Source organism: Brevibacterium permense, from assembly GCF_025506275.1.
Classification (GTDB): domain Bacteria; phylum Actinomycetota; class Actinomycetes; order Actinomycetales; family Brevibacteriaceae; genus Brevibacterium; species Brevibacterium permense_A.
On record NZ_QYCP01000092.1, the window covers coordinates 32,156 to 57,286 of the forward strand.

25 protein-coding genes and 1 tRNA gene are annotated in these 25,131 nt (G+C 63.1%); 24 read left to right on the forward strand and 2 right to left on the reverse strand.

Translation table 11 applies throughout. From position 1 onward, the window contains the following. Window position 1 precedes the first annotated feature (1 nt). The 16 genes from prfA (at window position 2) to D3I60_RS13430 (ending at window position 14,625) form a co-directional block, all read left to right on the forward strand. Complete coding sequence (gene prfA, locus D3I60_RS13355; protein ID WP_262776784.1) at window positions 2–1,078, forward strand: peptide chain release factor 1; 1,077 nt, start codon at window positions 2–4, stop codon at window positions 1,076–1,078. A gap of 1 nt (window position 1,079) precedes the next feature. Further along, the gene (gene prmC / locus D3I60_RS13360) at window positions 1,080–2,006 is read left to right on the forward strand and encodes a peptide chain release factor N(5)-glutamine methyltransferase (RefSeq protein ID WP_262776914.1); all 927 of its coding nucleotides are present in this window, start codon (window positions 1,080–1,082) and stop codon (window positions 2,004–2,006) included. A gap of 79 nt (window positions 2,007–2,085) precedes the next feature. Then, complete coding sequence (locus D3I60_RS13365; protein ID WP_262776785.1) at window positions 2,086–2,736, forward strand: L-threonylcarbamoyladenylate synthase; 651 nt, start codon at window positions 2,086–2,088, stop codon at window positions 2,734–2,736. Continuing rightward, the gene (locus tag D3I60_RS13370) at window positions 2,737–3,846 is read left to right on the forward strand and encodes an MraY family glycosyltransferase (RefSeq protein WP_262776786.1); all 1,110 of its coding nucleotides are present in this window, start codon (window positions 2,737–2,739) and stop codon (window positions 3,844–3,846) included. Further along, window positions 3,843–4,289, forward strand: a complete 447-nt coding sequence (locus D3I60_RS13375; protein WP_262776787.1) for a hypothetical protein — start codon at window positions 3,843–3,845, stop codon at window positions 4,287–4,289. The genes D3I60_RS13370 and D3I60_RS13375 overlap by 4 nt, the downstream gene beginning before the upstream one ends. A 329-nt stretch (window positions 4,290–4,618) precedes the next feature. Beyond that, window positions 4,619–5,365 (forward strand): F0F1 ATP synthase subunit A, encoded by a 747-nt coding sequence (gene atpB / locus D3I60_RS13380; RefSeq protein WP_039211199.1) that lies wholly within the window; start codon window positions 4,619–4,621, stop codon window positions 5,363–5,365. 81 nt (window positions 5,366–5,446) lie between these two features. Further along, complete coding sequence (gene atpE / locus D3I60_RS13385) at window positions 5,447–5,671, forward strand: F0F1 ATP synthase subunit C (RefSeq protein WP_025776917.1); 225 nt, start codon at window positions 5,447–5,449, stop codon at window positions 5,669–5,671. Window positions 5,672–5,690: 19 nt separating this feature from the next. Next, on the forward strand, window positions 5,691–6,242 hold the full coding sequence (locus tag D3I60_RS13390) for a F0F1 ATP synthase subunit B (RefSeq protein WP_262776788.1): 552 nt from the start codon (window positions 5,691–5,693) through the stop codon (window positions 6,240–6,242). Continuing rightward, window positions 6,242–7,048 carry a F0F1 ATP synthase subunit delta gene (locus tag D3I60_RS13395; RefSeq protein WP_262776789.1) on the forward strand — a complete coding sequence of 269 codons (807 nt, stop codon included), beginning with the start codon at window positions 6,242–6,244 and terminating at the stop codon, window positions 7,046–7,048. The genes D3I60_RS13390 and D3I60_RS13395 overlap by 1 nt, the downstream gene beginning before the upstream one ends. 81 nt (window positions 7,049–7,129) lie before the next feature. Then, entirely contained in the window at window positions 7,130–8,764 is a 1,635-nt protein-coding gene (atpA, locus tag D3I60_RS13400; protein WP_262776790.1) for a F0F1 ATP synthase subunit alpha, read from the forward strand. Between the two features lie 31 nt (window positions 8,765–8,795). Beyond that, a complete protein-coding gene (locus D3I60_RS13405; protein ID WP_262776791.1) occupies window positions 8,796–9,728 on the forward strand; it encodes a F0F1 ATP synthase subunit gamma in 933 nt (310 codons plus the stop codon). A 26-nt stretch (window positions 9,729–9,754) separates the two neighbouring features. Continuing rightward, window positions 9,755–11,203: a F0F1 ATP synthase subunit beta gene (gene atpD / locus D3I60_RS13410; RefSeq protein WP_262776792.1), complete on the forward strand. Its 1,449-nt coding sequence runs from the start codon at window positions 9,755–9,757 to the stop codon at window positions 11,201–11,203. 3 nt (window positions 11,204–11,206) lie between these two features. Continuing rightward, on the forward strand, window positions 11,207–11,467 hold the full coding sequence (locus D3I60_RS13415; protein ID WP_101545515.1) for a F0F1 ATP synthase subunit epsilon: 261 nt from the start codon (window positions 11,207–11,209) through the stop codon (window positions 11,465–11,467). Between the two features lie 22 nt (window positions 11,468–11,489). Next, the gene (locus D3I60_RS13420) at window positions 11,490–11,957 is read left to right on the forward strand and encodes a DUF2550 domain-containing protein (protein WP_025776910.1); all 468 of its coding nucleotides are present in this window, start codon (window positions 11,490–11,492) and stop codon (window positions 11,955–11,957) included. Then, complete coding sequence (gene murA, locus D3I60_RS13425; RefSeq protein WP_262776793.1) at window positions 11,957–13,270, forward strand: UDP-N-acetylglucosamine 1-carboxyvinyltransferase; 1,314 nt, start codon at window positions 11,957–11,959, stop codon at window positions 13,268–13,270. Before D3I60_RS13420 ends, murA begins: the two co-directional genes overlap by 1 nt. A gap of 569 nt (window positions 13,271–13,839) precedes the next feature. Next, on the forward strand, window positions 13,840–14,625 hold the full coding sequence (locus tag D3I60_RS13430) for a hypothetical protein (RefSeq protein ID WP_262776794.1): 786 nt from the start codon (window positions 13,840–13,842) through the stop codon (window positions 14,623–14,625). 256 nt (window positions 14,626–14,881) lie between these two features. Here D3I60_RS13430 and nucS read toward each other — a convergent pair whose 3' ends face one another. Further along, window positions 14,882–15,577, reverse strand: a complete 696-nt coding sequence (gene nucS / locus D3I60_RS13435; protein WP_262776795.1) for an endonuclease NucS — start codon at window positions 15,575–15,577, stop codon at window positions 14,882–14,884. Between the two features lie 512 nt (window positions 15,578–16,089). After that, the gene (locus D3I60_RS13440) at window positions 16,090–17,712 is read right to left on the reverse strand and encodes a cell division protein (protein ID WP_262776796.1); all 1,623 of its coding nucleotides are present in this window, start codon (window positions 17,710–17,712) and stop codon (window positions 16,090–16,092) included. A 233-nt stretch (window positions 17,713–17,945) separates the two neighbouring features. On the opposite strand from D3I60_RS13440, the gene D3I60_RS13445 reads away from it, so the two are divergent. The 8 genes from D3I60_RS13445 to D3I60_RS13480 all read left to right on the forward strand — a co-directional run bounded on the left by D3I60_RS13445 (window position 17,946) and on the right by D3I60_RS13480 (window position 25,038). Beyond that, window positions 17,946–19,136 (forward strand): acetyl-CoA C-acetyltransferase, encoded by a 1,191-nt coding sequence (locus D3I60_RS13445; protein ID WP_262776797.1) that lies wholly within the window; start codon window positions 17,946–17,948, stop codon window positions 19,134–19,136. A gap of 87 nt (window positions 19,137–19,223) precedes the next feature. After that, window positions 19,224–19,538, forward strand: a complete 315-nt coding sequence (locus D3I60_RS13450; RefSeq protein ID WP_262776798.1) for a thiamine-binding protein — start codon at window positions 19,224–19,226, stop codon at window positions 19,536–19,538. 88 nt (window positions 19,539–19,626) lie between these two features. Next, on the forward strand, window positions 19,627–19,833 hold the full coding sequence (locus D3I60_RS13455; protein WP_262776799.1) for a hypothetical protein: 207 nt from the start codon (window positions 19,627–19,629) through the stop codon (window positions 19,831–19,833). A 121-nt stretch (window positions 19,834–19,954) separates the two neighbouring features. Next, window positions 19,955–20,028, forward strand: a tRNA-Arg gene (locus tag D3I60_RS13460). A 124-nt stretch (window positions 20,029–20,152) separates the two neighbouring features. Next, window positions 20,153–21,850: a dynamin family protein gene (locus D3I60_RS13465; RefSeq protein ID WP_262776800.1), complete on the forward strand. Its 1,698-nt coding sequence runs from the start codon at window positions 20,153–20,155 to the stop codon at window positions 21,848–21,850. Further along, window positions 21,847–23,427 (forward strand): GTPase, encoded by a 1,581-nt coding sequence (locus D3I60_RS13470; RefSeq protein ID WP_262776801.1) that lies wholly within the window; start codon window positions 21,847–21,849, stop codon window positions 23,425–23,427. The genes D3I60_RS13465 and D3I60_RS13470 overlap by 4 nt, the downstream gene beginning before the upstream one ends. Before the next feature lie 190 nt (window positions 23,428–23,617). Next, on the forward strand, window positions 23,618–24,211 hold the full coding sequence (locus D3I60_RS13475; protein ID WP_262776802.1) for a single-stranded DNA-binding protein: 594 nt from the start codon (window positions 23,618–23,620) through the stop codon (window positions 24,209–24,211). A 101-nt stretch (window positions 24,212–24,312) separates the two neighbouring features. After that, the gene (locus D3I60_RS13480; RefSeq protein WP_262776803.1) at window positions 24,313–25,038 is read left to right on the forward strand and encodes a DUF6993 domain-containing protein; all 726 of its coding nucleotides are present in this window, start codon (window positions 24,313–24,315) and stop codon (window positions 25,036–25,038) included. Window positions 25,039–25,131 lie beyond the last annotated feature (93 nt).

The following is a 25,131-nucleotide window of genomic DNA, read 5'->3' on the forward strand; positions in this document are numbered from 1 at the left end:
GATGGTCGACGACACCCTCACGGCCAGCGTCAGCGCACTGCTCGATGAGCACGCCCGGGTGCAGGAGGAACTCTCCGACCCCGCGGTTCACGCTGACGCCGGCCGGGCCAAGAAGCTGACCAGGCGGTACGCGGAACTCGACAAGGTCGCCGCGGCCGCCCGGCACTTCGCCCAACTCGCAGCCGACCACGCAGCCGCCGTGGAGCTGGCCGAGGACGACGCCGACTTCGCTGCGGAGGCCAAGCGTCTGTCCGCAGAGATGGAGACGGCCGAGGGTGAGCTCAAAGATCTCTTGGTACCCAGCGACCCGGATGACTCCCGAGACGCCATCATCGAGATCAAAGCCGGCGAAGGCGGAGACGAATCCGCACTGTTCGCCGGAGACCTGCTGCGGATGTACCAGCGGTGGATCGACTCGCGCGGCTGGTCGAGCCAGATCCTCGACGCCACGCATTCGGACCTCGGCGGATACAAGGACGTCACCATGGCCGTCAAGGCGAAGAACGACGGCGCCTACGGCTGGGTGAAGTTCGAAGGCGGAGTGCACCGTGTCCAAAGGGTGCCGGTCACCGAATCGCAGGGACGCATTCACACCTCCGCAGCCGGGGTGCTCGTCTTCCCCGAAGTCGATGAACCCGAAGAGATCCAGCTGGACGAACACGATCTGCGCATCGACGTCTACCGCTCGTCCGGACCCGGCGGCCAGTCCGTGAACACCACGGACTCCGCGGTGCGCATCACGCACCTGCCGACCGGTATCACCGCGAGCTGCCAGAACGAGAAGTCCCAGCTGCAGAACAAAGACGCAGCGATGCGCATGCTCCGTGCTCGGATCTTGGCCAAGCAGGCCGAAGAGGCCGCAGCGGAAGCAGCAGACATCCGTCGTTCGCAGGTGCGCACCGTTGATCGCTCGGAGCGCATCCGCACCTACAATTTTCCGGAGAACCGGATCACCGATCACCGCACCGGGTACAAGGCCTACAATCTCGATCAGGTGCTCGCTGGCGAACTCGACCCGGTCATCGGATCCTGCCGCGACGCGGACAAGGCCGCACGCCTCGACGCACTGGGGGACTGACCTGGACACCGTCAGGCCGACTCTCGTCTCCGACCTCCTCCGCGGGGCGACCACACTCTTCACCGAAGCAGGCATAGCGAGTCCCGAAGCCGATGCGCTCGTGCTGCTCGCCCACGCATGGTCGATCGACCGGGCAGCGCTGAGCCGCCGCCGTCTCTTCGACGAACCCGTGCCGGAGTCGGTGAGCACACGATTCGCCGAACTCTGTGACCAGCGGCGGCAGCGGACACCGTTGCAGCATCTCACCGGCATCGCCCACTTCCGGCATCTGCAGCTGCAGGTGGGCCCCGGAGTCTTCGTTCCCCGGCCGGAGACGGAGCTGCTCGCCGGAGCCGTTCTGACCGAATTGTCCGAACTCGCCGAAACTGACTCGACGACGAAGAACGACAAGGCTCGGCGCCCCTTCGTCATCGACCTGTGTTCCGGTTCGGGAGCGATCTCCCTGTCCGTGGCCACCGAATTCGACCGCGTCGACGTCCTCGGCGTCGAACGCGAACCCGCCGCCCTGGAATGGTCGCTGAAGAACCTCGGGCAGTGCCGCCTCGGCGCGTCGACGGTCGAGTTCATCTCCGACGATGCGACGACGATCGCGAATGCTCGGCCCGATCTGTGCGGGCGTGCCGACATCGTAGTGACGAACCCGCCCTATGTTCCCGATTCCGCCGTGCCGCGGGACCCGGAGGTCGCCGAACACGATCCCGGGGCCGCGCTCTATGGTGGGGATTCAGGCTTGGAGATTCCGGGACTCATCATCAGTCAAGCCGAACAGCTGCTGAGATCCGGCGGACTCTTCCTCATGGAACACAGTGAGGAACAGGGTGAAGGGGCACGGGAACTCCTGGCGGCCACGGCCAGTCTGAGACACGCTGCCACATTCCAGGACTACACTGGACGCGACCGCTATACAGTGGCGCGCCGCGAGGCGTAGGAGACCGCGGAGACCAATCCGGTGCCCCCCCCCACGGCCCAGCACCGAGATCACACCGAACATACGAAACGGAGAACTCGTGTCGAGACGATTCGACGTCAGCCAAGAAGAGATCCGTGAACTCGTCTTCGACGAGTGCGCGCGAGTCGTCGACACAGGCAACCTGCTCGTCATCCCCACCGATACGGTCTACGGGATCGCCGCCGATGCCTTCAGCGCATCGGCTGTCGCGGCTCTGCTCGCGGCCAAAGGCCGGGGGCGGGACATGCCGCCTCCGGTTCTCGTTCCACGCGCGGAGACCATCTTCGGACTCGTCGACGGGGTCGATGAGACCGTGCTGGCACTGACCGCGAAATTCTGGCCCGGACCGCTGACGATCATCGCGAACGCTCAGCCCTCCCTCGATTGGGACCTCGGTGATACCCACGGAACCGTGGCCGTGCGCATGCCCGACGACGAATCGGCGCTGGCCCTGCTCGGCCGCACCGGGCCGCTGGCCGTGTCGAGCGCGAACATCTCCGGACAGCCCGCCGCCCGGACCGCCGACGAAGCGCAGGAGATGCTCGGCGACGATGTCGACATCTACGTCGACGGCGGAGTGCGGGAGTCGGGAATGTCCTCGACGATCATCGACCTCAGCGGCGACGTGCCCCGCATCCTGCGCCGCGGCCCGATCACCGCCGAGGACCTGCGTGAAATCGTCCCCGAACTCATCGACCTGGACGGCTGAGTGCGCGCCTACCTCTTCATCCTCGTCGTCTCCGCCCTCGTGGCGTACCTGCTGACCCCCATGGTCAAGCGGGTGGCCGAACGAGGAAAGATCTTCTCACCGCTGCGTGACCGCGACGTCCATTCCGTTCCGACGCCGAGGCTGGGCGGAGTCGCGATGTTCGGCGGTCTTCTGGCCGGCCTCATCTTCGCCTCCCAGATGCCCTTTCTCAATCGGATCTTCGTCGAATTGGGCCCGATCATCGGAATCGCCGGAGCCGCCGGCCTGCTGTGTCTGCTCGGAGTCATCGACGACATCTGGGACCTGCATTGGATGGCGAAGCTCGCCGGTCAGGCTCTCGCCGCAGGCTTCATGGCGATCAAGGGAGTGGCGCTGCTGTCGATTCCCTTCGGCGGAGTCATCATCGGCTCCCCGCGGATGTCGATCATCGTCACGGTCCTCGTCGTCCTCGTGACCATCAACGCGGTGAACTTCGTCGACGGACTCGACGGTCTCGCCGCGGGCGTCGTCGCCATCGGCGGCAGCGCCTTCTTCATCTACTCCTACTGGCTCGCTCGTGACGCTTCACCGGAGTCGTATGCGAACCTCGCCTCGCTCATCATCGCGATCCTCGTCGGCGCCTGCCTCGGTTTCCTCCCGCACAATTTCAATCCGGCGAGGATCTTCATGGGCGACTCCGGGTCGATGCTCATCGGTCTGCTGCTCGCCGCCTCGACGATCAGGGTCACCGGCCAGGTCGACCCGGCGCTGATCGGTCAGGAGCGAGCGTTCGCCACTTTCATGCCGATCATTCTGCCGGTGGCCGTCATGTTCCTGCCGCTGCTCGACCTCGGACTGGCCGTGGTGCGCAGGCTGCGTGCCGGACAGTCTCCGTTCTCCGCCGATGCCAAACATCTCCACCACCGGATGCTGCGTCTGGGACATTCCCACGCGCGTGCGGTGCTCATCCTCTATACCTGGACGGCGCTCATCGCCTTCGGATCGGTGCTGCTCCTGTTCAAGGGTTGGCTGTTCTCGGCCTGCGTCATCGGCGGCCTCGCTGCCATCACCCTGATCTTCACCTTCTATCCCCTTCGCATGCGTCAGAAAGCCAGAGAGGAAATCGCGTGACCGACCCGATACCGCGCCGAGAGACCGAAGTCGAAGCAGCCTGGACCCGCGTCTGGAGGACCCTGCTCATCCGCGGCATCATCCTCGTCCTCGTCGTCGCGGCCCTCGGAATGGGCATCGGCTGGCTGGTCTCGGGGATGACGGGACTCGTCGGCGGAGCCGTCGGCGGGGGACTGGCTGCGGTCTTCATCATCATCACCCTCGTCGTCATGTACGTCGGACGGAACATGGGACTGACCGCGATCGCCGGGTTCCTCGGCATCGGCTTCCTCTTCAAGGCCTTCATCTTCATGATCGTCATCTGGCGCATCAAGGATGCGGCTTGGCTCGACGGCACGGTCGCCTTCTTCACGATCGTGGTCGCGGTGATCGGCACCTCGCTCGTCGAGGCGATCACCGTGGTCAAGGGACGCGTTCCCTATGTCGATCCGGAGGCGAGATAGTCGAGCGGAGACCAATCGTCGCACCCATCTGAGACGCGTCATCGGGTGAGGCGCAAGACGAATGACGCGTCGTATAAAATCGTTGACAGAAATTGCACAGAGAAGCCTGATGAATTTGTCGGTCACTCTCTACAGTTGGTAGAGTAGACCCGGTGCTTGGGCGGATCTTCGCCCTTTGTCGCTCCTGAACCTCAAGCCTCGCCATCAGTGTGGGGCCAAGGCCAGGCCATCAGGGCCCTTGACCATGGGAGAGTAGTAAAAACGTGGGAACACTCAACGCCGCGAACACAACAGTCAGTGCTGCAGAAGGCGGCTTCCACGCACCGTCGATGGCTGAATTCTTTCCAGCCTCGTTCCTCTTTGAGGGCACACCGTTCGAAATGAACCGCGTGATGCTCATCCGCATCATCGCCACCGTCGCCGTCGTTGTGCTCCTGGCCGTCTGGGCCAAGCGCATGAAGCTCATTCCGTCCCGCTTCCAGTCGAGCATGGAGCTCGCCATGGAATTCGTGACCGTCGGCATCGCCGAGGACACGATGGGCAAGGAGAAGGCCAAGAAGTTCATGCCGCTGATCGTGGCGATCTTCTTCGGCATCCTCTTCTGGAACGTCACGAAGCTCATTCCGTTCCTCAACATGCCCGGCACCGGCGTCATCGGCATGCCGATCGTGCTGACCCTCGTGGTCTATGTGACCTACCACTGGGCCGGCATCGCAGAGAAGGGCCTCGGCCGCTACCTCAAGGATTCGCTCATCCTGCCCGGCGTCCCGCCGGCGATGCACATCCTGCTCATCCCGATCGAGTTCATCACGAAGTTCGTCACCCAGCCGTTCACTCTGGCGATCCGACTCTTCGCGAACATGATGGTCGGCCACCTCCTGCTCGTCCTCTGCTTCTCCGCCACGAGCTTCTTCCTCTTCGACGCCGCCAACGGATTCCAGTTCTTCGGCATCGTCACCTTTGCCGGCGGCATGTTCGTCTTCATCCTGGAGATGCTCATCGTCGTGCTGCAGGCCTACATCTTCGCTCTTCTGTCCTGTGTGTACATCAACGCCGCGATCTCGGACGAACACTGAGATCACACCCCTAGATCCGTAACTCACGAGTTGCACGGTCGGGCCAACCACCCGACTTCATTATGAAAGGAAAAGCATCCTATGGATATGCTCGCCGAAGTCTCAGGTAGCGTTTCGACGATCGGTTACGGCCTCGCCGCAATCGGCCCCGGTGTCGGTGTCGGCATCGTCATCGGCAAGACCATCGAGGGAACCGCCCGTCAGCCCGAAATGGCCGGCGCCCTGCGCGGAAACATGTTCCTCGGTATCGCTCTGATCGAGGCCCTGGCCCTCATCGGTATCGCCACCCCGTTCTTCCTGCCCTGATCTCGAAGAGGACTGAAAGATGACTCCGGTAAACATCGTCGCCTCCGCGGAGAACCCGCTTCTCCCGGCGGCCTACGACATCCTCTGGAGTGCCGTCTGTCTGCTGATCGTCTTCCTGGTTGTCTGGAAGTACGTCCTTCCCGCCTTCAACAAGACCCTCGACGAGCGTGCTGAGCGCATCCAGGGTGGAATTGAGAAGGCCGAGAAGGTGCAGGCCGAAGCCGATCAGGCTCTGGCCGAGTATCAGAAGCAGCTCGCCGACGGTCGTGCCGAAGCTGCACGACTGCGCGCCGAGGCTCAGGAAGAGGGCGCCCAGATCATCGCCGACATGAAGGCCCAGGCTCACTCCGAGGCTGATCGCATCATCGCTCAGGCACAGACTCAGATCGACGCCGAACGTCAGTCCGCCATGGTGCAGCTGCGTTCCGAGGTCGGCACTCTTGCCACGGACCTGGCATCGCGCATCGTCGGTGAGTCACTCACCGATGACCAGCGTTCGGCCAATGTGGTTGATCGCTTCATCTCCGATCTCGAGTCCAACTCGTCCGCGCAGCCGGTCAAGGGGGCGTGATGCTCCAGTCGAGCAGATTGTCCCTGCAGGCTGTCCTCGAGACCGCGAATTCCGAGATCTCCGGGGGAGACTCCCGACAGATCGGTGAGGAGACTCTGGCACTCGTCGGCGTCCTCGCCGAGAATGTCGGGCTGCGCAAGGCTCTGGCAGACTCCTCCGAGTCGGCCGAGAGGAAGCAGCAGCTGCTGCGGACTCTGTTCTCGACTCGGATCATGGATGCGGTTCTGCGTATCAGCGACAAGGCCGTCGGTCACCGTTGGGCGCGGACCCAGGACCTCGTCACCAGCCTCGAAGTCGCAGGTGTGACAGCGATCGCCGCTGCCGCACAGGCCGACGGAAAGCTGGGGCAGGTCGAAGAGGAGATCTTCCGCTTCGCGCGTCTGCTGGAATCCAACCACGAGCTGTCCCGCGCGCTTGATTCGCAGGCCACCGATGAGAGCAAGCGCGCTCTCGTCTCGGACCTGCTCACCGGCAAGGCACAGCCAGACACCATCAAGCTGGTCGAACAGGCTGCCCTGCACCCTCGCGGACTCCGCGTGGCGAAGGCGCTCGACCAGTACAGCGATATCCTCGCCGCCCGCCAGCAGCGGTCGGTTGCGGACGTCACCGTCGCCCGGCCTCTGAGCGAGTCGCAGACCGAAAGGCTGCAGGCGGCATTGTCGGCCAGCTATGGTCGCGACCTCGTCCTCAATGTCCAGGTCGATCCCGATGTTCTCGGGGGAGTCCGGGTGCAGGTCGGCGACGAGATGATGAACTCGACCGTGGCCGATCGACTGGCCGATGTGCAGCGCAAGCTCGCAGGTTGACACTAGTGGCCGGCTTCTCCGGCATCGGCGGCCCACCGGTCGTCGGACGCAAGATTTGAGTAAAGGAAGCAGGGAAACCAGATGGCGGAACTGACAATTCGCCCGGAAGAGATCCGGGACGCTCTCGGGAAGTTCGTTGATTCGTACAACCCGGAGAGCTCGGAAAAGACCGAGGTCGGCAAGGTCGTCACCGCTGGTGACGGTATCGCTCACGTTTCGGGCCTGCCCGGCACCATGGCCAACGAACTCCTGCGGTTCGAAGACGGCACACTGGGCCTGGCACAGAACCTCGACGAACGCGAGATCGGCGTCGTCATCCTCGGTGAGTTCTCCGGAATCGCCGAAGAGCAGAACGTGTACCGCACCGGCGAGGTCCTCTCGATTCCGGTCGGCGACGGCTACCTCGGCCGTGTCGTCGATCCGTTGGGTCGTCCCGTCGACGGACTCGGCGACATCGAGACCGTCGGCCGCCGTGAGCTCGAGCTCCAAGCCGCCGGCGTCATGGACCGCCAGGAAGTGCGAGAGCCTCTCCAGACCGGTTACAAGAGCATCGACGCGATGATCCCCGTTGGCCGTGGCCAGCGTCAGCTGGTCATCGGTGACCGCAAGACCGGTAAGACCGCTCTGGCGATCGACACGATCATCAACCAGAAGGCCAACTGGGAGACCGGAGACCCGAAGAAGCAGGTCCGCTGCATCTACGTGGCCGTCGGCCAGAAGGGCTCGACCATCGCCGGCGTTCGCCGTTCGCTGGAAGAGGCCGGAGCGCTCGAGTACACGACCATCGTGTCTTCGCCTGCCTCGGACCCTGCGGGCTTCAAGTACCTGGCTCCTTACTCCGGTTCCGCTATCGGTCAGCACTGGATGTACGACGGCAAGCACGTCCTCATCGTGTTCGACGACCTGTCGAAGCAGGCTGAGGCCTACCGCGCCGTGTCCCTGCTTCTGCGTCGTCCGCCGGGCCGTGAAGCCTACCCCGGCGACGTCTTCTACCTGCACTCCCGTCTGCTGGAACGCTGCGCTAAGCTCTCCGATGAGCTCGGCGGCGGTTCGATGACGGGTCTGCCGATCATCGAGACGAAGGCCAACGACGTCGGTGCGTTCATTCCGACCAACGTCATCTCGATCACCGACGGTCAGATCTTCCTGCAGTCCGATCTGTTCAACGCCGGCCAGCGTCCCGCTGTCGACGTCGGTGTGTCCGTGTCTCGAGTCGGTGGTGCCGCTCAGACGAAGGCTCTCAAGGGAGTCTCGGGCACGCTGAAGATCTCGCTGGCACAGTACCGTTCGCTCGAAGCCTTCGCGATGTTCGCATCCGACCTCGACGACGCGACCAAGCGCGATCTGGCCCGGGGTGCGCGTCTGACCGAACTGCTCAAGCAGGGTCAGTACGCTCCGATGCCGTTCGAGAAGCAGACCGTGTCGATCTTCGCCGGAACCAACGGCTACCTCGACGAGATCCCTGTCGACGACGTGCTCCGCTTCGAGTCCGAACTGCACGATCACATCGAGCGCAAGACCGGTATCTTCACGACCATCCGTGAGACGCTGAAGCTCGATGACGACACGACCGAAGAGCTGAAGAGAGTCCTGGCCGAGTTCACCAAGAATTTCGCCAGCTCGGACCAGAGTGGTTCGAAGGTCGGCAGCGAAGACACCGCAGCCGCGTCCTCCGACGAGGTCGAGCAGGAGCAGATCGTTCGGCAGAAGCGTTGAACCTGTTCCGTAACGGCGAAAGGAAGAACTGATGGGAGCCCAGCAGAGGGTCTTCAAACAGAAGATCCGCTCGACTCAGTCCTTGAGGAAGATCTTCAAGGCGATGGAGCTCATCGCTGCTTCGCGGATTCAGAAGGCCATTGCCCGCTCGCAGGCCGCAAGTCCGTACGCGAACGCCCTGACCCGGGCCGTGTCGGCAGTGGCCAGCGAGTCGAACGTGGACCACGTTCTCACCACGGAGTCGGACAGCGTCAAGCACGCTGCCGTCCTCGTGATCGGACCCGACCGCGGATTCGCCGGTGCCTATTCGGCGAATCTGCTGCGCGAAGCCGAGGAACTCATTCGGCTGCTGCGCAACGAGGGCAAAAGCGTCGACCTATTCACGATCGGCAGCAAAGCCAAGAACTACTACACCTTCCGCGATCGCAAGATCGAGAAGTCCTGGACAGGCATCTCCGAGAATCCGCTGGCCGAGCACGCACGCGAGATCGGCGAGGCGCTGTTGGAGAACTTCGATCCGGAGTCGGCCGACTCAGGGATCGACGAGATCTACATCGTCTTCACCCGTTTCGTCTCCAGCGTCACGCATGATCCGGAATACCGGCGCCTGCTTCCGCTGGAGGTCGTCGACGCCGAAGAGGCATCGACCGGCGGACAGGCTGGGGAATCGTCCGACGCACCCGCGTTCCCGCTCTATGAGTTCGAACCGAGTGCGGAGGCTGTGCTCGACGCACTGTTGCCGCGATACATCGATTCGCGCATCCTGTCGGCGCTGCTCAGCGCAGCAGCATCCGAGCAGGCCTCGCGACAGGCGGCGATGAAGACAGCCACGGACAACGCGGATGATCTCATCAAGACCTACACCCGGTTGGCCAATACGGCTCGCCAGGCGGAAATCACCCAGGAACTCACCGAGATCGTCGGTGGGGCGGATGCCCTCGCGGCATCGGCAGCCGGCGACTGACCGGCGAGAGCAGAGAGAAAGAGACCATGACTGCCACAGCAACGGAAACCTCTCCGGCACAGGGCACTGCCCTCGGCCGGATTTCCCGAGTCATCGGCCCGGTTGTCGACATCGAGTTCCCGCTCGACTCCGTGCCCCAGATCTACAACGCACTGACCGCGTCGGTGGAACTGTCCGAAGGAACCCGGAAGCTGACCTTCGAGGTCGCACTTCACCTGGGCAACGGACTGGTCCGCGCAGTGTCGCTGCAGCCGACCGACGGACTTGTCCGCGGACAGGAAGTCGTCGACACCGGCGCACCGATCTCCGTTCCCGTCGGAGACGTGACCAAGCACCACGTGTGGAACACCACCGGTGACTGCCTCAACCTCGCCGACGGCGAGGAGCTGGAGATCTCCGAGCGGTGGCCCATCCACCGTCCGGCACCGTCCTTCGACGAGCTCGAGTCCAAGACAGAGATCCTCGAAGTCGGCATCAAGAGCATCGACCTCCTGACCCCCTATGTCCAGGGTGGAAAGATCGGTCTGTTCGGCGGCGCCGGCGTCGGCAAGACCGTCCTCATCCAGGAGATGATCTTCCGTATCGCGCACAACCACTCGGGCACCTCGGTGTTCGCCGGTGTGGGCGAGCGTACCCGTGAGGGCAACGACCTCATCATGGAAATGGATGAGGCAGGAGTCTTCAAGGACACCGCGCTGGTGTTCGGCCAGATGGACGAGCCGCCAGGCACCCGTCTGCGCGTGGCGCTGTCGGCACTGACCATGGCGGAGTACTTCCGCGATGTGCAGAACCAGGACGTGCTGCTGTTCATCGACAACATCTTCCGTTTCACCCAGGCCGGTTCCGAGGTCTCGACCCTGCTGGGTCGCATGCCCTCGGCCGTGGGCTACCAGCCCAACCTGGCTGACGAGATGGGTCTGCTGCAGGAGCGCATCACCTCGACGCGTGGTCACTCGATCACGTCGATGCAGGCGATCTACGTTCCCGCCGATGACTACACCGACCCGGCGCCTGCGACGACATTCGCCCACCTCGACGCGACCACGGAGCTCAGCCGTGACATCGCTTCGCGCGGTCTGTACCCGGCGATCGACCCGCTCGCGTCGTCCTCGCGCATCCTCGATCCGCTGATCGTCGGTGACGAACACTACCGCGTGGCCAACGAGGTCAAGGCGATTCTGCAGAAGAACAAGGAGCTGCAGGACATCATCGCCATCCTCGGTGTCGACGAACTCGGTGAAGAGGACAAGCTCGTCGTTCACCGTGCACGTCGCATCGAGCAGTTCCTCTCGCAGAACACCTACACCGCTGAGAAATTCACTCAGGTTCCCGGTTCGACCGTGCCGCTGGCCGACACGATCGAAGGCTTCTCGAAGATCTGCTCGGGCGAAGTCGACCACATCCCGGAGCAGGCATTCTTCAACGTCGGCGGCCTCGACGACGTTATGCGCAACTACGAAGAGATGCAGAAGTAAGCCATGGCGACGCTCGAAGTGAATGTCGTGGCTGCTGATCGCGAGGTATGGGTCGGTGAGGCCAAGCGCGTCATCGCCCGTACCCTCGACGGCGAAATCGGCATCCTGCCGGGCCACGAGCCCGTGCTGGGTGTCGTCGCCGACGGCGAAGCACGGATTCTTACCCCGGGAGAGGACACCATCAGGGTCAAAGCCGATGGCGGATTCCTCTCGGTGGAGAACAACCGTGTGATCATTGCCGCTGATCAGGCCGAACTTCTCTGATCCGCAGGTTACACTGGCAACCGTGAACCCTTCTGTCCTGCTGATCGTTCTGCTCTCGTTGGTAGGACTCGCGCTTGCTCTGATCGTGGTCGTCACGATCCGACGCAGGTCGATCTCGAAGCTCTCGGGTGCCTTTGACTGTTCCATCAACGTGGGCGAGGAGTATTCTTCTCGCCCACGTTGGCGTTTGGGTGTCGCCGTGTTCTCGGTCACTTCCCTGGACTGGTATCCGGTCTTCGCACTGACGCGGCGCGCCGCGTTCCGATTGCCGCGCGCGGATCTCGACATCCTCGTTCGGCGTAAGCCCACCTCCGGTGAGCAGTACTCGGTTCTGCCCGAAGCGGTCGTCGTCGACTGCTCGTATGGCAAGGCGGACGGTCGTCCACGTTCCGTGTCTCTGGCAATGGACACCGAATCCCTGTCCACGATGGCTTCGTGGCTCGAATCATCACCTCCTGGCTTCAATCCGACGATGGGACGTTTCACTTAATGGATGTCTTCCGCTTGACCGGGCCCGCACAGTTGGCGGGAACCATCGATGTCAGAGGCGCCAAGAACAGCGTCCTCAAACTCATGGCCGCGAGTCTCCTCGCCGTAGGACGCACGACCATCACCAACGTTCCGGCCATCCTCGACGTGCGGATCATGGTCGAACTGCTCGTCCGCCTCGGCTGCGAGGTCGACTATGACGCCGAAGAAGGCGTCGTGAGCATCGACGTCCCCGCCGAAGTCGGCATCCAAGCCGACTACGAACTCGTCCGCGCAATGCGGGCTTCGATCTCCGTCCTCGGCCCGCTGACCGCACGGATGCGAGCCGCACATGTGGCTCTTCCCGGTGGTGATGCCATCGGATCCCGGGGACTCGACATGCATCAGGCCGGTCTTGAAGCCCTGGGCGCTGTCGTCCACCTCGACCACGGCTATTTCGTCGCAGAGGCTCCGACGGGTCTGCGCGGTACCGAGATCGTCCTCGAATTCCCCTCCGTCGGAGCCACAGAAAACCTCGTCATGGCGGCGACTCTCGCCCATGGCACCACGACCATCGCCAACGCCGCGCGCGAACCCGAGATCGTCGACATCTGTACGATGCTCGTCGAGATGGGGGCGCAGATCGAAGGGATCGGCACCTCTGACCTCACCATCACCGGTGTCGAATCGCTGCAGCCGGTCACCCACCGCACCGTCGGCGACCGCATCGTCGCCGGAACCTTCGCCTTCGGCGCCGCATTGAGCGCGGGCGATGTGACCATACGCGGAGTCGGGCTCGACATCATGCCCAATATCGGAATGAAGCTTCGGGATTCGGGCGCCACGGTGGAAGATCTCGGCGAGATCATCCTCGGTGACGGCACGCAGGGCAGGGGATTCCGCGTCATCGGCGCGTCGCGTCCTCATGCCATCCGGGTGGCCACCATGCCGTTCCCGGGATTCCCTACGGATCTGCAGCCGTTCGTCATCGCATTGAATTCGGTGTCCGACGGTATCGGTCTGCTGTCTGAGAATCTGTTCGAAGCGCGCTGGCGGTTCGTGCAGGAGATCGCCCGCCTCGGTGCGAAGGTCCGTATCGATGGCAACCATGCACTCGTCACCGGCAGCGAGAGTCTTTCCGGTGCCGAAGTCGAAGCTTCCGACATCCGCGCGGGAGCGGGCTTGGTCATGGCCGCCCTCCGGGCCGGGGGAGTGACCGAGGTATCGGGAATCGATCACATCGAACGCGGCTACGAGAATTTCGTCGACAATCTTCGCGCACTCGGTGTCGACATCGAACGCGTCGAGAAGCGCGACGTCCTCAGCTTCGACTAGGTCTCTCCAGACGAACTCCGCGGACCCTGGCTGTCAGGAGTTGCCTCGTTCGTGCAAGTCGGCCCTCGGCTTTCGGTAGTCGTCGCGCTCGTTCCAGCCGGCCCCCGTCTGTCCGAGGTTCGCTCTCTCGTTCAAGGTCGCCCTCGTCTGTCGATAGGTAAACGGCGCGGAATTCGCGCTTCGCCTTGAACGGCGACTGCGACCGAACGCCGTTCGAGGGCCTGCGCGGTGCTTCCGCGGGCCTGCACGTCGGCCGATCCTCATTACGATGCGGTCTGTGCGGAGGAGTCGAGGGTTGTCCACGGCCCGACTTCTCATCCTGGTTCTCCCGCGTCTCGTCACCCATGTTTGAAGGCATGTATGGATGTCTGTCGACTGTCGCACTGCTCGCGGCCGGGTGGGACTGTCACCGGATCAGAGCCGCCGAACGATGCTGTCTGCGACGATTGGAACGCGGGCGATATGTTGTCACCGCAGAATGTTCTGATCCGGCACTCAGTTTCGTCAGTGCGATAGCGGCGGCTCACACAACCACACTGCCGATAGAGTCGTCGCGCCTGCGCAAACGCGTGGTGGATCTGAGAATCCTCGTCCGGTCGTACGTCGATCTCCTGCTTCCGGACGCAGTATTCTCTCACCGCAGCGCACTCATCGTTCTCGGCCTTCCAAGTCCATACGTCGAGCGGGACGACGTCTTCGCCGTATCGGTGAGTCCGCGCAGCGGTGTTCGTCTGGCGAAGGTGCTTGTGCGGCGACGCGTCTTAGAGCGTGCAGAGCACGAGTTCGTCGATGGGATCCCGGTGACGACGGTCCTGCTGACGCTGCTCGACATTGCTCGGGACTGTCCGCTCGCATTCTCTGTCGCAACGCTCGATGCAGCTGTGCGCAGCTCGGTCGTGACTATCGACCAGATGAGTTCCTTCAGCGAAGCGCATCCTGTTTGCACAGGCACACGGAAGATCGTCAAAGTATTCGAGAACGTCGATGCACGCCACGAGAGCGTCGCTGAGTCGATCTGCGCGGTGCGGTTCGGCGAGCATTCGATTCCGGGGTTCGAGCCGCAGGTCGACATTCGCGATGGAAACGGCAAGCACTTGGGCCGTACCGATTTCGTCAATAGACGGGCGAAGGTCATCGCAGAGTTCGATGATGTAGGAGATTACCACCTCGACGGAGCGGATCCGCAAGTGACTTTCGAACGTGAACGGCGCCGCGAGTATGCGTTGCGCTACGAGGGTTGGTTGGTGGTCTTCCGCGTCCGGTGGAGCGTTCTCTTCTCCGCCGATCTCTTCCTGCGTATCGGAGAGTCAGCGCGACGACGACTGGTCATGGACGACAGCCGTCACGAAGCATGATCCTGACGCTCTATCAAGGCGGACAGCGTAAGTCGCTACGTAGACGGGGCGATAGACGCTGTCCGTCTTGATCGACGGTGTGGGCCTGCGCTGAGGAGCTATGGACGCTGCACGAAGGGAGCACCACGGCTCGGCTTGATCGGCGAGGCTGGAGTGGGCGGAGGGGTATTCCGCGGGTTGATCGGCGAGGTGGGAGTGGGTGGCCGACTATCCCGCGGGTTGACCGTGAGCTTATACGCCTGCTGACCGTGGGTGATCAGAAGAGGCGCGTCTCGGGGTCGTCCATTCCGCGGAGAGCATCGTAGTCGAGAACGACGCAGCGGATGCCGCGGTCCTCGGCGAGAGTGCGTGCCTGCGGTTTGATCTCCTGAGCAGCGAAGACTCCGTTGACTGGGCTGAGGAGAGGATCGCGATTCATCAGCTCGAGATAGCGGGTCAGCTGTTCGACACCGTCGATATCGCCGCGGCGCTTGATCTCCACCGCCACAGACTTCTGTCCGTCGTCACGAGCCAAGATGTCCACCGGACCGATCGCGGTCATGTATTCGCGGCGCACCAGACTGTAGCCTTCGCCGAGGGTCTCGATATGCTCGGCGAGCAGTTCCTGCAGATGCGCTTCGACTCCGTCCTTGACCAGCCCGGGATCGACACCGAACTCATAGTAGTCGTCAGCGAGAACCTCGGCGATGGAGATGACGAGACGGTCTCCGGTCTTCGTCTGCGAAACCTCCCACAGCTCCGTCAGACCGGCCTCTGCCTGCTCCGCGTCGGGCTCGATATGCCGAACCGTGCACGGGGGAGTCATCCAGTTCAGCGGCTTATATGAACCGCCATCGGAATGGATGAGCACCGAGCCGTCAGACTTGAGCATAATGAGGCGGGTGGCCATCGGAAGGTGGGCGGTCAGACGACCGGCATAATCAACGGAGCATTGGGCAATGACTAGACGCACGCGCTTCAGCCTACGTGAGACAATGACTCAATGCCACGATCTTCATCCTCGCGTCGCAAGAACAAATGGCAGCAGGCTCCCCGCGATCTGTCCGACTCTGTGGCAGGCATGAGGACAAGCCGTTCATTTCCGGACGGAACCTGGTCCGTGCAGACCGTCAAAGGAAACGAATCCGGCAAGGTCTATGTCTGTCCTGGCTGCGGCCGTGATGTCAGTGCTGCCTCGAGTCATATCGTTGCGTGGCGTCAGGACGCTCCCTACGGTATCGAGATCGGGGTTGAGAGCAGGCGGCACTGGCACCAGCACTGCTTCGACCGTTTCCGGTGAGGGCAGGGTGAGATCAGATGATCTCTGGGCTGTCGGAAACAGGGCTGGAGTCGACTGAGACCTCAGACAGCCAACGTGCCTCACTATGACGAAGGGACCCGCATCAGCGGGTCCCTTCGTCATAGTCGATTCGGCCGGTCTCAGTTCGATTCGTCTGGACCCAGTCGGTCTCGACTCAAACGATCTCAGCGCAGCGAGTTGCGCGAGCGCGAGGTCTTCGAGCTGTTGTCGTTCGAGCCGGAGACCTGAGCGTTGATCGAGATGGTGTCCTCGTCTGTGGCGCCGTTGGGCAGATCCTCGCCAGCAGTGTCCTTGTCATCAGCGGCAGAGTCAGCGTTCGACTCTGAAGCGTTCTTCGATGCAGGAGTCGACTTCGAGCTTTCGGCCGCCTCGTCGGAAGCCTTCGCAGGGCCGTTGTCCTCGGCTCCGGCACCATCGTTCTTCGCAGGACCGGTCGACTTCGAATCCCCGCCAGAAGCGGATCCGGACTTCGAGGTTTCGGCGTCGCTCGACCCTGCGTCATCGGTCGACTTCGCGGAGTCGTCGGACTTGGGCGCATCCGACGTGTCATCGTCGGCCAACAGGTCTTCGAGCTCCTGACCGTCGGCGATCTGCTCGGTGGCGTGAGACGCCGATTCGGCCTTCGCCGGATCCACCGAGTCGCCGCCCATGACTCCGGGCATAGCGAACAGCGAACGGAGCTGATCGAGCTGAGCAGTGATCGTCTTGCGCTGCTTCGTGAGCAGATCGACCTGCGACTGCGCGGAGGCGACATTGCGTTTGGCCTCCGCCGCGGATTCCTCGATGGTCGCCTCTGCGGTGGCGCGAGCTTCCGCAATGAGCGTCTGTGCGCGGGACTTTCCGTCGGCGATGATCTCGTCGGCCTTCTTCACCGCGTCGGTGCGAGTCTGCTCCGCACGCTCGGCAGCTTCCTTGGCCTCGGTGTCGGCCTTCGCTGCGCGTGCCTGAGCCTCTTCTACGAGCTTCTTGTTCTCGACCTGAGCCTCTTCGTAGCGCTTCTTGCGCTCGGTCTCAGCTTCCTTGCGCTTGTTCGCGAGCTCGACGTCGAAGTCGTTTCGGGCCTTCTTCGAAGCCTCGTCGCGAGCCTTCGCGGACTTGAGCAGTTCATCGGCCTGTGCCTGTGCAGCGGCCACTGTCTCCTCTGCCTCGGTCTTGGCCTCGGCACGCAGATCCGCAGCTTCCTTCTCAGCGGTCGCCCGCAGTTCGGAAAGCTCGAGATCGAGACTCTCACGAGCCTCCTTGGCGGAAGCGGCATTCGCCTCCTTGGCCTGATTGGTCTCGCGTTCGGTGGTCGCGCTGAGTTCGGCTGCACGCTTCTCAGCGGCTTTGATCGTCTCTTCGGCGCGCAGCTCGGCCGAGGAAATGATCGCATCGGCTTCCGAGCGAGCATTGGACAGTGTGTCGTTGCTCTCGGTGTGCATCCGAGCGCGAGCGGATGCCGCCTCGGCGCGGGCCTTGTTCCGGATCGTCTCGGCATCCGAATTGGCCTGAGCCAGGGTCTCGCGAGCCTGCGACTCGGCGATCTTGAGAAGATGGTCGATTCGGCTCCCGGGAGGCCCTGCCGCCTCTGCGTTGTCGTTGGCAGCCTTCTTCAGCTGTGCTTTGGCTTCGGAGAGCTCACCTGCGATCTGCAGCTTCGCCCGATCTGCATTGATGACCTGACTGCGCGCATCGGCCAGGGCCTTGCGGACCGACTCGACCTCGGTGCGCAGCTGCTGCAGTCGCGAATCGACTTCACTCTTCTCGTAGCCGCGCATCGCTGTGCGGAATTCTTCGGTGGGCGTCACTGAAGCGAACTCCTGTCATCTTGGAAAGGGGGTGTTCTTAGGCTGTCCTCGTCCTACTCTAACGGAGACTCCATGAGTGTTGGGTGCGAATGCGAGGGTGTGGACGAGGGCTTGATCCATGGCTGCGCGGACCCCGTGATGCAGGCCACATGGGCCTCGACTAGGCTGGTGGGTGTAGAAATGCATACGTGTTGCGGACTCGCGTCCGCAACGCGGATATCCGAGGAGGAAATATGGCTGATGCAGTGATCGTCGCCGGAGCGCGCACACCGTTCGGGCGACTGCAGGGAGAGCTGTCGAAACTCAGTGCCGTCGACCTCGGCGCCGAAGCCATCGCCGGGGCACTCGATCGTGCCGGCATTCAGGGCTCCGACGTCGACTATGTGATCATGGGCCAGGTTCTGCAGGCTGGTAATAGTCAGGGCCCCGGTCGACAGGCGGCAGTCAAAGCCGGCATTCCGATGTCCGTTCCGGCTGTGTCGGTCAACAAGCTGTGCCTGTCGGGCATCAACACGATCACCCAAGCGGCTCAGCTGATCCGAGCCGGCGAGTACGACGTCGTCGTGGCGGGCGGGCAGGAATCGATGAGCCAGGCGCCGCACATGCTGATGAAATCGCGTTCGGGGTACAAGTACGGTGATGTCGTCGCCAAGGACCATATGGACTACGACGGACTCTGGGACGCATTCACCGATCAGGCTATGGGCGGACTGACCGAAGAGGCCAATGCCGGTGACCGCGAGTTCTCCCGCGCCGAGCAGGATGAGTTCTCCGCTCGTTCGCACCAGCGCGCGGCGACGGCACAGAAGGCCGGTGTCTTCGAGAGCGAAATCGTGCCAGTGACCATCAGCTCGCGCAAGGGCGATGTAACCATCTCCGCAGACGAGGGTGTGCGTCCTGACACGACTGCCGAGTCCCTGTCCAAGCTGCGGCCGTCCTTCCGGAAGGACGGAACGATCACCGCCGGCAACGCTTCCCAGATCTCCGACGGAGCCTGCGCTGTCGTTGTCATGTCGCGTGAGAAGGCCGAAGAGCTCGGCGCTCCGATCCTCGCCGAGATCCGTTCGCATGCCTGGACCGCCGGACCGGACTCGACTCTCCAGCACCAGCCCTCACAGGCGATCAAGGTCGCTGCCGAACGTGAAGGCGTCGCAGCCGACTCCTTCGACCTCTATGAGATCAACGAAGCCTTCGCCGCCGTCGGCCTGGCCAGCGCCAAGGACCTCGGCATCGACGAGGACAAGGTGAACGTCAACGGCGGCGCCGTCGCGTTGGGCCACCCGATCGGTGCCTCGGGAGCCCGGATCGTCCTCACCCTTGCCCTCGAACTCCAGCGCCGAGGCGGCGGCATGGGTATCGCCGCTCTCTGCGGAGGCGGCGGGCAGGGTGACTCGCTCATCGTGACAGTGCCCGCTCAGGCCTGAGCCGAGTCGTTCGACCTCAATTCAGCCAGATGAACCGGTGGGGAGCCGATCGGCTCCCCACCGGACCGGACAGAAGGGACCACCAACATGCTCGCAGCTTTCTCAGTCGCTCCCAGTGGGGGAGAGGGGACCGATGCCTCGGTCCACGATGCCGTGGCAGCGGCTGTCGAGATCGTCCGCAATTCCGGTCTACCGCACCGGACGGACTCGATGTTCACGACCATCGAAGGGGAATGGGACGAGGTCTTCGCGGTCATCAAAGAGGCCACCGAGGCTGTGGGCGAGTTCGGCACTCGAGTGTCCCTGGTGGTCAAGGCCGATATCCGTCCCGGTTATACCGGCGAGATCGACGGCAAACTCGAGCGTCTGGAGAAGGCGATCGACGCTCGGGGCGAAGGCTGAGACGAATTCTTCTGAAATTCTCAGTGAGGTGAGTCTCATCTGGCGTTAGTCTTTCTCCATCGGATGCATCGATCGAAGGAGATGGACAATGAATGGTGCAAAGCTCTTCTCAGTTGCCACGGCACTCACGCTTATCGCGTTGCTGGGCTTCATGCTCGCAGGGTTCTTCCCGATCATCGTCGACTTCGCCTTCGGGATCGAAGCCGTGGCAGTCATTCTTGCGATGACAGGAGTGGTGGCCGTGTCATTCGTGACGGTGAGGAAGTCGATGGAGAACGCAGCCCGTCACTACTGAGATGTTCCTGCCGATCTTTCACGGCAGCGCGTTGGCCCCGGTTCGAGGCGACGGACGAGACAGACCGCACCGACCCGGGGCCGCTTTCTGTTCTCATCCGGGCATCGGTTACGATATTTGAGCCTCCGTAGCTCAGTCGGATAGAGCAACCGCCTTCTAAGCGGTAGGTCGCGGGTTCGAGCCCCGCCGGGGGCGCTTACCATGCCCGCACCCGTTCAACGGGTGGGTCCGTCTGATCCCTGCTGTCGCTGAGCAATTCCGCGCCGCTACGGCGTGGCAGTTGGTGCCGAGCTGGGAAAACATAGAGAGTGGAGGCGTGATGACTGAGAGCAAGAGCGCCGTGACGCCGCCGGTCGGCCAAGCGTTGAACGATATCGTCAAGCGAGTTTCGGAGACGCGCTTCACCCTGCGCAGCGAAGACTTCGCCGACGCTTGCACAGCACACTCGACACTGACTTCGGAACTCAACGACTACGTGCTGCCGCGGATCAATCGTTCGCGGACTCCGTTCCTCATCGCCGTGGGCGGATCGACAGGTGCTGGAAAATCGACTCTGGTCAACTCCCTCGTAGGGCGCAATGTCAGTCCTGCCGGCGTGCGTCGACCGACGACGGGCAACCCGGTCGTCATCTTCAACCCCGCCGATGCGAAGTTCTTCGAATCAGAGCATTACCTGCCTGACCTACCGCGCAGCTCCGACCCTCAGTCGGCCATACCCGGAGTCGTGCTCATCGCAGATGAGAACATCGAGGCGGGCACGGCCCTCCTCGACTGTCCGGATATCGACTCCATCTCGGAGACGAACCGCGCGCTCTCGCGCAGGGTTCTGCTCAGCGCCGACCTGTGGCTTTTCGTGACGACGGCGAACCGGTACGCAGATGCCGCCCCGTGGGCCCTGTTGAAGACGGCCGCTGCGCGAAGCACTTCGGTGGCCATCGTTCTCGATCGGGTTCCGCCCGAAGCCAACCGCGAAGTCAGGCATCACCTGTCGAGTCTTCTCGCCGATGCAGGACTTGCGAACTCACCGATCTTCTCCGTCGCCGAGCTCGAGCTGGAAGACGGTCTGCTGCCTCATGCGGCGATCTACCCGATTCGCTCCTGGATCTCTCAAGTCGGCACGGAGGGCACCTCACTCGAGCGCATTCGCAATCGCACGCTGACGGGTGCGATCGCTGCGCTGCCCGCACGGGTCAGGGAGCTTGCCGACTTCGCCGAAACTCAAGAACAGGCCCACATCGCCCTGGTCGGCTCAGTGGAGAAGAGGTTCCGATCGGCTCAATCCGGGCTCGCCGAAGTCTTCTCCGACGGACGGGTCCTGCACGGAGAAGTCAATGCTCGCTGGCAGGACTTCGTGGGCACAGGCCAGCTCTTTCGCGGACTGGAGCCGACGATGGCTCGAATGCGCGATCGCATCTCAGCTGCGGTGACCGGCAAACATGACGCGGCCACTCCATTGCATGTTGCCATCCTGCGCAGCGCGGCTGTGTCCCTGCGCGAACAGGCCATCGATGTGGTTGACGAAGTCAATGCCGAGTGGCGAAACACCGCTGCCGGTGCGTCACTCATCGAAGATCAGCCTGAACTGCGCACGGTGGGCGTGGGGCTCGAGGACTCAGTGAAGTCGGCGGTGGCCACGTGGTCGGACGAAGTCAACGCGCTTGTGCGCGATATCGGTCAGGGCAAGAAGTCCAAGGCTCGAATCCTCTCCTTCGGCGTTGCAGGAGTCTGCGCTGTCGTCGAATACGCGGCCTTCTGGGATCCGCGGAGCTCCCGCGATGGCGGGCAGAGCACCCGACAAGGTGCAGGAGTCGCACTCAACCTCGCGGAGACGATCTTCGGAGCCGACGAGGCGGCCGGGCTCATCGCATCGATCCGACAGCGCTTCCTCGACGCGGCTGTGGGCATCGTGGCGGGTTGCCGTACTCCTTTCGACAACGCATTGAGACTATCCGCGGTACCGGCGCGGCAAGCGGGCGCCCTGCGCGCCTCCGGTGAACGACTTGAGGTGGCATTGTGAACAGTTCCGCACAGACCGAGATCCGGCGCCTGGCCGAGGGTATCCGACATGCCCTGTCGCTGAGTGAAGACAAGCTCGGCGGAGACGTTCGCACCGATGCGCAGAATCTGCTCGATCGGGCGGAAGACCGTCTGGGCCTGGGGGAAGACTTCACCGTCGTGGCATTCGCCGGGTCGACGGGCTCCGGCAAATCATCACTGTTCAACGCAGTGGCCGGCCTCGAAATCGCCCGTGTCGGTGTGCGCAGGCCGACGACTTCACGACCGACCGCATGCGTCTGGGGCGAGGGCGGAAACGATGTCCTCGACTGGCTGCATGTGCCCGAACGCAGCCGCACCTGGCGCGAGTCCGCGCTTGATGGCGACGATCAGAGACGCCTGCACGGTCTGATCCTGCTCGATCTGCCCGACCACGACTCCACGGCAGTCGAACACCGTGTCGAGTCGGATCGTCTGGTGGGACTCGTCGACGTGGTCTTCTGGGTCGTCGACCCACAGAAATACGCCGACTTCTCATTGCACTCCGAGTACCTGACCAAACTCGCCGAGAACAGCGGGAACATGGTCGTGGTACTCAACCAGATCGACAAACTCAGTCCGGAGGAGCAGAGGGCCGCAACCGACCATCTGCGCCAGCTGCTCAACGAGGATGGGCTGAGTGAGACGAATGTGCGAATCTCCTCGGCCGTGACCCGAGAGGGCATCCCGGAGATCCGCAGCATCCTGGCCGACACGGTCGACTCGAACGACGCCGCGGCCGAGAGGCTGTTGGCCGATATGCAGGCGATGGCCAATCGGATTCGGAAGGAACTCGGAGAACCGGTCTCCTCGCCGGACGAATCGGCCGGCGCATCCCGACTGGTCGAGACGATGTCGGAAGCCGCCGGTGTCGAAGCCGTGGCACAGACCGTGCACGATGATTACATCCGCCGTTCCTACCGCAAGACCGGGTATCCCATCCTCGCGTGGGCCCAGCGCAATGCGCCCGATCCGCTGGGTGCCAAGCACGGTCAGGACAGAGACGAGCTCGTCCGCGCTTCGGTGCCGGCGACGACGAAGGCGCAGAGCTCCCACGTCCGGCTCATGGCGCATGAACTCATCGCAGAATCCGTGTCTACCATGCCGCAGGCATGGCAGAACGAGGCTGCGGAAGCAGAGAAAAAGAGCACCGACGAGCTGTCGGCGAATCTCGACTCGGCCGTCACGGCTGTGGATATCACTCGCCAGAGCCCCGGTTGGTGGTCGCTGGCACACACCCTGCAGATCATCTTCTTCGTCGCCTCGATCATCGGTCTCCTCGGCATCATCGTCTCCGCCCTCGTCGCCGCAATCGGTTCGGGAGCCCTGCCGATGTGGTGTTGGATCGTCAGCATCGGGCTGTTCGTGATCGGCTGCATCGGTTCATTCGTGACTTCTCTGGTGGCGAAGTCGGCGCGCGCCAGAGGCGCCAAGGAGGCGGCCTCCGAGGTCGACGGCAATCTGCGAGACGCGGTCGGCCGCGTCGCCCAGAGCTCGTATCTCAACTCGGTGAAGAGCGTCATCGGAGAGCACCGACGGGCATACGAGATGCTCGGCTGAGACGCAGACGCGCATCTCCGACTCGAACACACCCCGTGGGCGACTCGGACAGTGAAGCCCTGTGGACGGAGAACCTCTGTCCACAGGGCATTTCATGTTTCTGGACACTGGAGCGAAGGACCGGGCTGACTGGAGGTCCATGCGGACACAGACGACCGTATGGTTTCATCACACCGACTTGGAGACACAGATGTCCGCAATCCCGATCACCGTCACCGGCACCATCGCCACCGAGCCGAGCGCACGAACGCTGCCGTCCGGGCGAGCCTGCGCCTCGTTCAGGTTGGCCGTCAACCACTGGAGAATCGACAAGAGCACCGGTGAGTTCGTCCCAGACGGCACCTCGTGGTTCGGAGTCGACTGCTACGGCGACCTGGCGAGCAATTCCGCGATGTCGCTCAGCACCGGCGCCGCGGTGATCGTATCGGGCAACCTGAGGAATCGAGAATGGGCCACCGAGGAGCGCAGCGGAATCTCGCCGACGGTGGTCGCGGAACATATCGGCCCCGACCTGAGGTACGGAACCGCTCACTACAAGCGCGCCAAAGCAGCCGACCGCTCACAGTCGACTTCGGGAGAGACGACCTCTGAGTCATCAGGACCGAGCGATTCGGTCTGGAACGCCTTGGGCACCGCCGAAACGCCGCCGGAGTCCGAATCCGACGGCGACACCGATCATGGCGACATCGTCGATGCCGCGAGCGGCGTCGATGCCGGCATCGACACCGGTGCCGAAGATGATCCGATCGCACAGGAGACCGCAAAAGCCGCGGCGCCCTTCTGATCGCGTGAATTCCTTGCAGTCCTGGAGAATCGATGCGCCTCGCAGCTCGTGACATCCGCTAGAGTGAGACTGTCAATCGTCCCCTCTCGCCGAGGTTGCAGATGCGTCTTGTTCCTGTGCTGAGTGCTGCGGCACTGACTCTGGCATTGTCGGGCTGTTCGTTTCTCGGCTTCGGTGCCGATGATTCGCAGCCGCAGCCGAAACAGACCCAGGCGAAGCCCGTTGCCGAAGTCGACAAGGTGCTCAAGGCACTCAAACCGCTGACGGGTGACAAGGAATCGGTGCCGTCGACGAAGAAGTTCTTCTCCACGATGCTCGACGCCGGATATGAGCCCGAACAGCTGGAGGCGACGATCGACGAATCGCCGCTCGGCAATGAAGTCCCTTCGAAGATGTTCGGAGTCAAGACCGACAAGGGCTGCGTCGTCGGCGAGATCCGGAAGGGCAAAGCCACCGCCGACCTCGTCCAGCCCACCGAATCGACGGGCTCCTGCCTGTTCGGCGAAGTGGAACGGCCGAAAGGTGTCAAAGCACCGAAGGGCGAGAAGCGCGACGAAGACGGCGACTCGAACGGTGCCGGCCACCTGCCCGGCGAGGACATCAACGGCAAGGACGGTGAAACCGAGAGCCCCGCGCCGAGTGAAGACGACTCCGCGTCGGCAAGCACCGGGGGAGCGGAAGGGACTGCGGGATCAGAAGGCACCGACAGTGTCCAAGGCACCGACGGCTCTCAGGGCACCGATGGGTCCTCCGGTGAGGGCGGATCCGAGGAGACCTCGAGCGAAGGTGACACTTCGGGTGAAGCCCCGTCTCTCGGCGGTGGCTGAGCACTTCCCAACGCAGGTCGGACCGCCTCGGCGGAAGTTCGGTCATCCTCGGCGGATGCCGAGCGTCAAGTGGCGCTGGGGTGCGCCGAACCG